Genomic DNA, 9,623 nt, shown 5'->3' with positions numbered 1-9,623 from the left:
GGTTGACTCGCCGGATTCCCGTGGACCACTTTGCCTTTGTCCGGGTGAACCGACGCCGAATGCGCTGTCGTGAGCCTTAGCGCCGTTGATGAGGGTGCGGGCCCAGCCGGCGGGGACGGTGCCGTAGCCGGGGAGCCGGGCCGGTTCGGCGTCGGCCTGGAAGAGGGTGCGGTCGGTCATGATGACCTGGATTTCGACGCTGCTGATCCCGCCGGGGGTGCCGGTGGTGCGGTCGACCAGGGCATCGGCCATCAGCTGCCCGCGGGTGCGGCTGTCGCTGGCGGCGTGGAGGGTGTCGGCGTGCCCGCTCAGTGCCTTGTAGACGGCGACGCCGGCGGCCACGGGCAGCAGGGCGGTCAGGTGGCACATGGTGTCGGGGGCCGGGCGGAGGCTGACGTGCCGGTCGGAGACGGCGTGCGCGGCGCGCTGGGTGACAGTGCGCGGATCACGCCGGTAAGCGGCGGCCCGGGCCGCGGCGACCAGGGTCCGGTCACCGGCCCCGGCGAAGGTCCCGGCGTCGGCGGCGAGTTCTTCGTCGACGGCGGCCCGGTCCGCGGCGGTCAGGCAGGCGGTTTCGCGCACGAGCAGGGTGGCACGCCATTCGTTCAGCTGCCCGGTCTGCAGGGCGGCGAGGGTGTGCGGCATTTCGGTCACGAGGGCTTTGGCCAGGCCCAGGAGCCGGCCGCCCTTGGCGGGGGATTCGTGCCGGGCGAGGGCGAGCTGCGCGCCGATCCCGGCGCCCAACTTCTCCGCCGGGACCCCGAGCCGGGCCTGGTCGCGGCGCTGGAGCAGGTCGAAGGCCACAGCGAGCCGGGCCTGTTCCGCGGACGCGGCGGACTTCAGGTCTTCCAAGTCCCGGATCCGGTCAATGATCCCGGCACTGTCCGTGGCCGGGCCGACGGCAGCCAGCAGGCCCGCCGCGTCCGAGACGGCCGTGTCCACGGGGGCCGGTCCGGCGCCCAGCAGGCCGGCCGCGGCGGCAAAGGATCGGGCGCGGCCGAGGCCGCCGTCGCCGTGTCCCGCCGGAACCACTTCGGGCCCCTGAATGCCGTCCATGAAGCCAGTCTCCTCCGGGGGTCGGACATTAATAGGGATAACCAGACGGAGGCCGCGAGGTCAGCGGGGTTGGGGTTTCGATGGCGGTTGTGGAGGTGCGGTCGGCGAGGTCAGCGGGGTTGGGGTTTCGGTGGCGGTTGTGGAGGTGCGGCCGCGAGTTCCCGGCCTCCGAAGACCCCCCACCCGAGCGCAACGCCCCCTGTCTCAAAAACCGGCGCGGGTCCATCATGGGAGAGGGCGTTAGCGCTGCGCCCCGAGCGGAATCGGGCGGAGGATTGTCCATGAACCAGAGGGAATCTATCGCGACGAGGATCAGCTCGCTGCCTTCGGACCGCCGCTCGCTACTTAAAGCGGCCGGCGTCGGGGCCGCGGGTATAGCGGGCATGCCGCTGCTGGCCGCCTGCACGGCCCAAAGTGTCCCCGGCGGTGCCGAAAATAGTGCCCCTGGCAACTCCGGTACGCCGTCTCCGTCGCTGCTTCCGGCGCCGGAACCGCAGGTCAAACCGCTCCTGGACCAAGAGAAGGTCAACGTCGCCTTGGCAAAGCTGGATGAAATGGTCCAGGGTGTGATGGAAAGTACCGGTGTTCCCGGCGTCGCCGTGGCCGTGGTCTACCAAGACCAAATGGTCTACGCCAAGGGCTTCGGCGTGCGGGAATCGGGCAGGCCCGAGACAGTGGACGCGGATACCGTCTTCCAAGTGGCCTCGGTATCCAAACCCTTGGCCTCCACGGTGGTGGCCGTGGCCGTGGGCCGCAAGGCCATCTCCTGGACGGAACCGGTGATCAACCACACCCCCGGCTTCGCCCTGAAAGACCCCTACGTCACGCGGAACGCCACGGTGGCCGACCTGCTGTCACATCAAGGCGGCCTCAGCACGGGGGCGGGCGATCTGTTGGAAGACCTCGGATTCGACCAGTCCTACATTCTCAGCCACCTCAACCAGCAGCCGCTGGACTCATTCCGGTCGAGCTACAACTACAGCAACTTCGGCTACACGGCAGGTGCACAGGCTGTCGCCGATGCCATGAACAAATCCTGGGCAGACCTCGCCGAAGAAGTCTTGTTCAAGCCCCTTGGCATGACCTCCACGAGCTATCGCCACGCTGACTACCAAAAGGCTACGAACAAGGCTCTGATCCACGTCCCCGCCGGTAACAAGACCTGGGTGGCCAAATACACCCGGGATGCCGACGCCGAAGCACCCGCCGGCGGGGCCAGCTCCTCCGTGCGCGACCTGGCCCGCTGGATCCGCCTGCAGCTCGCCAACGGCAGCTTTGAGGGAAGCGAGGTTATCGACCCGGACGCGCTTGGCGTCACGCATATCCCGCACGCCGTCTCGGGCCCACCGGCGACGCCGGGCGCCCGCACCCGCTTCTACGGCTTGGGTTGGAACGTCTCCTACGACGACCACGCCCGGCTCATGCTCGGGCACTCGGGAGCCTTCAACCTTGGTGCCGCGACCGCCGTCTCACTGCTCCCCGGCGAGCAGCTGGGCATTGTGGCCCTGACGAACGGCCGGCCGCAGGGCATCCCCGAAGCCATCTGCGCCGCATTCCTGGACACGGCCCAGAACGGCGCCCCGACAGTGGACTGGATCGGATTCACCTCAGGCGTCTTCCAGAAGATCGATGAGGCGGAGAAGCCAAAAGTCGACTATTCCAAGGCGCCGGCCCAGGCCAAACCGGCGCAGGGCAACGATTTCTACGTCGGCAGTTACGCGAACTCCTATTACGGCCCGCTCACCGTCGCGGTGGAGAACGGCGTGCTGACCCTTGAGCTGGGCCCGGCCGGCAGGACCACCAAGTTCCCGCTCACTCATTTCGACGGCGACACCTTCAGCTTTGAATCCATCGGCGAGAACGGCAACGGTCTTGCCGGGGCAATCTTCGCCCCCGGCGCGAACGCTGCCCCCGGCGCGAACGCTGCCCCCGGCGCGAACGCTGCCCCCGGCGCGAACGCTGCCCCCGGCGCGAAGGCTGCCCCCGGAGGCGGCACGGCGTCGAGCGTCAGGCTTGATTTCTATGATCAGACCGGACTGGGCACCTTCACCCGCGGCTGAGCCCGGACTTCAGTGAGTGAGCTTCTTCCGTAAGCTTCAAAGGAACGCCACGAGCCCCGATCCAAGGAACCCATGCCCATCAACACACAGTCGCTGAAACAGGACGGATTCACCGGTTTCCGGCCGCTCCAGGACCTTGACATCAACCGGATCCCGCAGAAGCCCGGGATCTTCGCGGTACTGCGGCCCGAGGGCTTCCGGCCGCAGTTCCTGGCCAGGAGCACCGCCGGCATCTTCAAGAAGAAGAACCCCACCCTGAAGACGGAAGCTCTCGACGCCGAATGGGTGGACGGCGCCGATGTCCTCTTCGTGGGCAAGGCCGGCCCCGGAAGCAAGGCCAACCGCGGACTGCGCCGGCAAATCCAGGAATTCGTCGACTTCGGCGAAGGCAAGCCGCCGGGCCACTGGGACGGCCGGCTCATCTGGCAGCTCGCGCTGCCTGGGTCCCTGATCATCGCGTGGAAAGAGTTGCCCGTTGAGCAACTCAACGCGGCCGAAGCCCGGTACCATGCCGCATTCGTCGAAGAATACGGCCGCCTGCCGTACGCCAACTTGGTCCAGGCGCGCATCAAAGGTGCTTAGCCGCCGTACGTGAACCGTCCCGCCACCAACGTGGCGGCCACCGGCATCGCCGCAAACTCCGCATCCGACACGGTCAGCGGGTCGCCGTCGAGCACTGCAATATCGGCGGGGTCCCCGACCCGGAGAGGGCCGCGGCCGCGGGCCGAGGCCGTGAGGGCCTCCTGCCGTGTGAGGGCCTGCTCGGCATGCCATGGCCCGCGGCCATCCAGCCGGGCCCGCGCCGTGGCGGCTGACATGGCAATCCACGGGTCCAGCGGGGCCACCGGAGCGTCCGAGCCCAGGGCGAGAGTCGCCCCGGCGGCCAGCAATGAACGGAGCGGGAAGGACCGGTCCGTGCGCCCCGGCCAGTTCGCCTCGGCAGCGTCCCGGTCATCGAGGGCATGCGCAGGCTGGACGCTCGCGGTCACGCCCAATCGGCCGAAGCGGGCGAAATCCTCGCTCCGGACAAACTGGGCATGCTCCACCCGTCCGGCGATGCCCGCCGCCTCAAACGCATCCAAGGCAACTTGGTTGGCCGCGTCGCCAATCGCGTGGACCGCCGGCACAAAACCTGCCTGCCGCGCCCGGACCAGCAGGGCGAGCAGCTCCGCCTCGCTCACGGTCAGCAGCCCGTGGCCGCCGTTCGGATACGGGTCAACGCAGTACGCTGTGCGGGTATTGAGCGAGCCATCGATCAACACCTTCAAGGGGCCCACGCTCAGGAGCCCGCCGGCGCCGGCCACCGCCAAACCTGTCCGCAGCCCCTCGGCCACGGCCCGGTCCAGATCCTGCGGATAGACGCCCGCCTCAACCCGCAGGGCCGCGAAGCCGCCGGAGATCCTCCGCAGCCAGGCGTCGCGGTTCCACGTCATCTCGAAGTCCACAATCCCGACCACGCCCCGCGCGGCCGCAGCCTGCCCTGCCTGCCGGACCCATTGGTCCACCACCGCATCCGGCAGCTGGCCGAGCTCCCGGGTCAGGGTGAACGCCGGTTCTTCCCGTAGCAGCCCGCCCGCATCCACCGGCACGCCGTACTGTTGGGCCGCTGCGGAGTTGAGCCAGACACTGTGGAGGTCGTGGCTGATCAGCGCCGTCGGCCGGCCGCGCGTCACGCCGTCCAGGAGGTCCAGACTGGGCAGGTCCGGCCAGATGGCATCGCGGAAACCGACGCCCACCAGCGTCTGGACGGGACCCGGAGCGCCGGCGCCGTTTCCGGCCTCCGCGATATTGTCCCCGGCCATATGGGCCCCGACGACGGCGGCCGCCTCGCGCGCCGAACCGGCACCGGAGAGGTCAAGCCGGTTGGAGGCCAACGCCCACTGCGTCATATGGACATGCTCATCCCACAGCCCAGGAATGACGTAGCGGCCCTCCAGGTCCACCACCCGGGTGGCAGCGGGGAGCGCACCCGAGTCCCGGCGCGACGGGATAATCGCCGACACGGCCCCGGCGCGAAGATGAACGTCGAAGCATATTTCCTCCCCAGGGTGCCGCACGGAAGCCAGCACGAGATCCGGGGGTCGGCAGGGATCGAGCGGATCAGACATAGGAACAGGCTAGGCTGGCGACGCCGCAGGAACCAACAGGCCCACACGGGACTTTCGCCCCTTACCCCCGCCACGAGCGCCCCCCAAGCTGAATGTGTGGGGAGGTTGCTGCACGGCCAGTTGGGGGCCGTGGTGAGCGAAGAACCCCTTTTACGCAATACGGCACGGGTCTCACCGCGAATTGGGGAAGGAAATGGCGTTTTGCACTTTCCGGCTTCAGCAGGAAAAGGCAGGAGACCACGGCCACATGAGTATCCATCACCATTCGGGGGACCCTAAACTCAAGGTGCTCATCCGTCTGAACGCCGACGCCGAAACAGCGCGGATCGACGTGCATGGTGTGGTGACTGTAGCCAACGTGCGGGCACTGTACGTCGTTTGCCGCCGCGTCACGACCAAGCTTCCCGGGTTCGAACTCGTGCTCGACCTCGCCCATGCCCGGGTGTCGGCCGCCGCGATCGAGGAACTCCGTGAGCGTGCCCGCGCCTCGTTGCTGTATTCGGGGATCGATGGCACGGAGACTCCGTGCCGTCTGCGCCTCGTGGACCCGCTGGTCATCCTCAAAACCAAGGAGCACGTATGAAAGCCCTCGTCTATGGCGGTCCCGGGGAGAAATCGTGGACCGAGGTCCCCGATCCCACCATCCAGAATCCCAGCGATGTGATCGTCAAAGTGGACACCACCACCATCTGCGGGACCGATCTGCACATCCTCAAAGGCGACGTTCCCGCGGTGGCCAAGGGCCGCATCCTGGGCCACGAAGGGGTCGGCACCATCACGGAGATCGGCGCGTCCGTGACCAGCCTCAAGGTCGGGGACCGCGTCATCATTTCGTGCATCAAGTCCTGCGGGCACTGCGCCAACTGCAAGACAGGTCTGTACTCGCACTGCCTGGGGGAGGAGGGAACCTCTGGCATCGGCTGGGTTTTCGGACATCTGATCGACGGCACGCAGGCCGAGTTCGTCCGCGTCCCCTACGCCGAAAACTCCCTGCACCTCCTGCCTGAGGGGGTCAGCGACCAACAGGCCGTCATGCTCTCCGACATCCTCCCCACCGGCTTTGAGATCGGCGTGCAGTACGGCCGGGTCAAGCCCGGCGACACGGTCGCCGTCATCGGCGCGGGCCCCGTGGGACTTGCCGCGATCTCCACCGCCGGCCTCTACGGCGCCGCGACGATCATCGCCGTCGACCTCGACGCGAACCGGCTTGAGAAATCCCGCGAATTCGGCGCCACCGATGTGGTCCTCTCTTCCGATGCCGACTGGAAGGAGCAGCTCATGCTCCTGACCGACGGACAGGGCGTCGACGTGGCGATCGAGGCCGTCGGCGTCCCGGCGACCTTCACGATGTGCACCGACATCGTGCGTCCCGGTGGCACCGTTGCCAACGTGGGCGTGCACGGCAAAGCCGTGGAACTGCACGTCGAAGACCTCTGGATCCGGAACATCAACATCAGCATGGGCCTGGTCAACACCAACACCACCCCCATGCTGCTCAAGCTCGTGGCACAGCAAAAAATCCCCGCGGACAGTTTCGCCACCCACCACTTCACCTTCGACGAGTTCATGGAGGCGTACGACACTTTCGCCCGCGCCGCGGAGACGAAGGCCCTCAAAGTCGTCATCACGGCATGAACGCGTTCGTTGTCCTCCACGCCGGCGGTGCCGGCATCATCGCCGAAGCCAAGCCGTTCGTGATCTCGCTCGGGCCGTAGCGGCCCGGGCCGCCAGCTTCCGGAAGCCACGCCCGGCCGGGCGTGGCAAACGGACCATCTGAAAGGACGGCGGCCATGAAAGCAGGCCGGATTGTCATGCTGGTGATCGGCTCGCTGTGCGCGCTGGTCGGTTTGGGATTGTTGGCGGGCGCCGGCTTTGCGGGCTGGGTCAACTACCAGCAACGCGACGGCAGGTACTTCATCACGCCGTCGGCGCCGTTTTCAGGCAATTCCTACGCGCTGACGACCCCCCGGCTGGACCTCATGACCGGCGGCGGGGTGGACGACGGCGTTCCAGTGGACTTTGCGGGCAGCGTGCTGCTCCGCGGTTCCTCCACCGATCCCGGCAAGGAAATCTTCATCGGAATTGCCCCGCGGGCCGACGTCGCGACGTACCTGGCCGGTGTCCGGCGCACCGAAATCGTCGACGTCAGGTTCAACCCCTTCCATGCGCAGTACCGCGAAGTGGCCGGTTCCCAAATCCCGTCCAATCCGGCCCAGCAGACCTTCTGGGCCGCGACTGCCACGGGCCCGGGGGAACAGGAACTGACCTGGGACCTCCGCTCCGGAGCCTGGGCAGTGGTGGTCATGAATGCCGACGCGACCTCTCCGGTGAGCGTGAATCTGCAGGCCGGGGCACGCACCGATCTGCTCCTGCCGGTGTTCATTGGTCTGCTGATCGGCGGCCTTGTGATGCTGCTGATCGGGGTGCCCCTGATAGTGCTGGGCGCCGTTGGACTCGGCCGTGGCGGCCCGGGCAAAGGCGGGACGGGCAGCGGTGTCCCTCCCGGCTACCTGCCGGGCCAGCCCGGTCAGCCGTATCCCGCGGGTCCCTACCCGCCCAGGGCCACCCCGGGCCAGCAGAACAGAACTGCCCCGCCGGGTGCCGTAGCGGCCTACGCCGCCCCGCCGGGGACTCCGTATCCGGTGGCGCCACGTGCGACGACCCCATACGTCTACCCCGCCCGCCTCCACGGCTACCTCGACCCGAACCTGTCACGGTGGATGTGGCTCGTGAAGTGGTTCCTGGCCATCCCGCACTACTTCGTCCTGTTCATCCTCTGGTTCGCCTTCGGAGTGGTCACAATCGTGGCGTGGTTCGCGATCCTGTTCACGGGGCGCTACCCGCGCTCGCTGTTCAATTTCAACGTCGGCGTGATCCGCTGGAACTGGCGCGTGGCCTTCTACGCCTTCAGCGCGATCGGCACGGACGTCTATCCCCCCTTCACGCTGGCCCGCACCGATTACCCGGCGGACTTCGACGTCGACTATCCCGAACGGCTGTCCCGCGGCCTGGTGCTGGTGAAATCGTGGCTGCTGGCCATTCCGCAGCTGCTGATTATCAGCCTGCTGACGGGGACCGCGAGGACGTGGGAGTACCGGAACGGCGAGTGGGTGCAGCATGGAGTGGGCATCTCCCTCCTGGGGCTGCTGGTGCTCATTGCCGGCGTGATCCTGCTATTCACAGGCCAATACCGGCAGGGGCTCTTCGACCTCCTGCTCGGCCTGAACCGCTGGATCCACCGCGTCATGGCCTACGTCGCCCTCATGCGCGACGAATATCCGCCGTTCCACCTCGATATGGGTCCGGTCGATCCGGGCGAGCTGCCGGTGCCTACATACGCCGGACCCGCCGGACCCGGCCCCGCGGTCGGACCAGGACCCGCCGGACCCGGCCCCGCGGTCGGACCAGGACCCGGACCCGCCGGACCCGGCCCCGCGGTCGGGCCCGGCCCCGCGGTCGGACCAGGCGCCGGACCCGCCGGGCCTGGACCAGCCGCCGGACCCGGAGGGCCGCCCAGAAGCTAAGGCCACGCTGCTCCCGGTCCTCTTGCCACCGGCCCGCCGCAAGAACATAGTTGAGGGAATTCACGTACTCCGCGGCACAAGGCAGGCGACCATGGTGAACATCGGGATTCCTGAAAGCGGCTTGCTTCACGGCAAGACCGCCCTGATCTACGGCGGCGGCGGAGCGGTCGGCGGGGCCGTGGCAAGGGCTTTCGCGGCCGACGGCGCCACGGTGCACATTGCCGGGAGGACGGAATCACGGCTGGAAAAAGTTGCCAATGACATTCGCGAGGCAGGCGGCACAGCCGAAACCGCCGTCGTCGACGCCCTGGACGAAGAGCAGGTGGATGCCTTCGTAAGCCGGGTGGCGAAGAAGACCAAGAGGATCGACATCTCGTTCAACGTGATCTCGTTCGGCGACGTCCAGCAGCCACTCATGGAAATTGATGTGGATGACTTCACCCAGCCCATCACCCTGGCCACGCGGACGCACTTCCTGACCACCCGCGCGGCCGCCGCCTACATGGTCAAGCAACGCTCCGGCGTCGTGCTCATGTTCGGGGGCTCGGGCCCGCAGACGATCCCCGGCCTGGGCGGTTTCAAGGTGGCGCTCGACGCGATGGAAGGGCTGCGCCGGCAGTGGGCCCTGGAACTGGGAAAACACGGCATCAGGGTGGTCACCATGGTCACCGGCGGCATTATCGAAACCATCCCGTGGCAGGCCGAGGGCCGCGAGGAGATCGTGGTGGAGATTGCCAGGGCCGCGCACCTGAACCGCACGGCCACGCTGGCGGATGTCGGTAACGTGGCCACGTTCATCGTCTCGGACAAGGCGGCGGCCATCACGGACGCGACCGTCAACATCTCCGCCGGCGCGATCGTGGACTACTGACGCC

At 67.7% G+C, this 9,623-nt stretch carries 8 protein-coding genes; 6 read left to right on the top strand and 2 right to left on the bottom strand.

What is annotated here, in order from left to right:
• On the bottom strand, window positions 1–1,056 hold a 1,056-nt coding region (locus AC1DXI_RS18630), incomplete at its 3' end, for a DUF222 domain-containing protein (protein ID WP_476939845.1).
• Window positions 1,057–1,337: 281 nt separating this feature from the next.
• On the opposite strand from AC1DXI_RS18630, the gene AC1DXI_RS18625 reads away from it, so the two are divergent.
• Complete coding sequence (locus AC1DXI_RS18625) at window positions 1,338–3,116, top strand: serine hydrolase (RefSeq protein WP_476939844.1); 1,779 nt, start codon at window positions 1,338–1,340, stop codon at window positions 3,114–3,116.
• A gap of 72 nt (window positions 3,117–3,188) precedes the next feature.
• The gene (locus tag AC1DXI_RS18620; RefSeq protein WP_476939843.1) at window positions 3,189–3,698 is read left to right on the top strand and encodes a hypothetical protein; all 510 of its coding nucleotides are present in this window, start codon (window positions 3,189–3,191) and stop codon (window positions 3,696–3,698) included.
• Here the strand turns inward: AC1DXI_RS18620 and AC1DXI_RS18615 are convergent.
• The gene (locus tag AC1DXI_RS18615) at window positions 3,695–5,224 is read right to left on the bottom strand and encodes an amidohydrolase (RefSeq protein WP_476939842.1); all 1,530 of its coding nucleotides are present in this window, start codon (window positions 5,222–5,224) and stop codon (window positions 3,695–3,697) included. The two genes, AC1DXI_RS18620 and AC1DXI_RS18615, sit on opposite strands and share 4 nt — an antisense overlap.
• A gap of 247 nt (window positions 5,225–5,471) precedes the next feature.
• Between AC1DXI_RS18615 and AC1DXI_RS18610 the strand changes: the two genes are divergently transcribed.
• The 4 genes from AC1DXI_RS18610 to AC1DXI_RS18595 all read left to right on the top strand — a co-directional run bounded on the left by AC1DXI_RS18610 (window position 5,472) and on the right by AC1DXI_RS18595 (window position 9,619).
• Entirely contained in the window at window positions 5,472–5,807 is a 336-nt protein-coding gene (locus tag AC1DXI_RS18610; RefSeq protein WP_476939841.1) for a hypothetical protein, read from the top strand.
• Window positions 5,804–6,859 carry a zinc-dependent alcohol dehydrogenase family protein gene (locus AC1DXI_RS18605; RefSeq protein WP_018776072.1) on the top strand — a complete coding sequence of 352 codons (1,056 nt, stop codon included), beginning with the start codon at window positions 5,804–5,806 and terminating at the stop codon, window positions 6,857–6,859. The genes AC1DXI_RS18610 and AC1DXI_RS18605 overlap by 4 nt, the downstream gene beginning before the upstream one ends.
• Before the next feature lie 155 nt (window positions 6,860–7,014).
• Entirely contained in the window at window positions 7,015–8,748 is a 1,734-nt protein-coding gene (locus AC1DXI_RS18600) for a DUF4389 domain-containing protein (protein ID WP_476939840.1), read from the top strand.
• Window positions 8,749–8,839: 91 nt separating this feature from the next.
• Window positions 8,840–9,619, top strand: coding sequence for an SDR family NAD(P)-dependent oxidoreductase (locus AC1DXI_RS18595; RefSeq protein WP_476939839.1), 780 nt, complete (start codon window positions 8,840–8,842; stop codon window positions 9,617–9,619).
• Window positions 9,620–9,623: the final 4 nt, after the last annotated feature.

The sequence above is a fragment of the Arthrobacter sp. P1_H7 genome (assembly GCF_056405215.1).
Note: the sequence above shows the minus strand (reverse complement) of the source record. Positions and strands in the feature narration are given on the sequence as shown.

Excerpts from the sequence above, each read along its gene's own strand:
- AC1DXI_RS18625 (WP_476939844.1), top strand. The coding sequence starts at position 1,338 with ATGAACCAGAGGGAATCTATCGCGACGAGGATCAGCTCGCTGCCTTCG.
- AC1DXI_RS18620 (WP_476939843.1), top strand. The coding sequence starts at position 3,189 with ATGCCCATCAACACACAGTCGCTGAAACAGGACGGATTCACCGGTTTC.
- AC1DXI_RS18615 (WP_476939842.1), bottom strand. The coding sequence starts at position 5,224 with ATGTCTGATCCGCTCGATCCCTGCCGACCCCCGGATCTCGTGCTGGCT.
- AC1DXI_RS18610 (WP_476939841.1), top strand. The coding sequence starts at position 5,472 with ATGAGTATCCATCACCATTCGGGGGACCCTAAACTCAAGGTGCTCATC.
- AC1DXI_RS18605 (WP_018776072.1), top strand. The coding sequence starts at position 5,804 with ATGAAAGCCCTCGTCTATGGCGGTCCCGGGGAGAAATCGTGGACCGAG.
- AC1DXI_RS18600 (WP_476939840.1), top strand. The coding sequence starts at position 7,015 with ATGAAAGCAGGCCGGATTGTCATGCTGGTGATCGGCTCGCTGTGCGCG.
- AC1DXI_RS18595 (WP_476939839.1), top strand. The coding sequence starts at position 8,840 with ATGGTGAACATCGGGATTCCTGAAAGCGGCTTGCTTCACGGCAAGACC.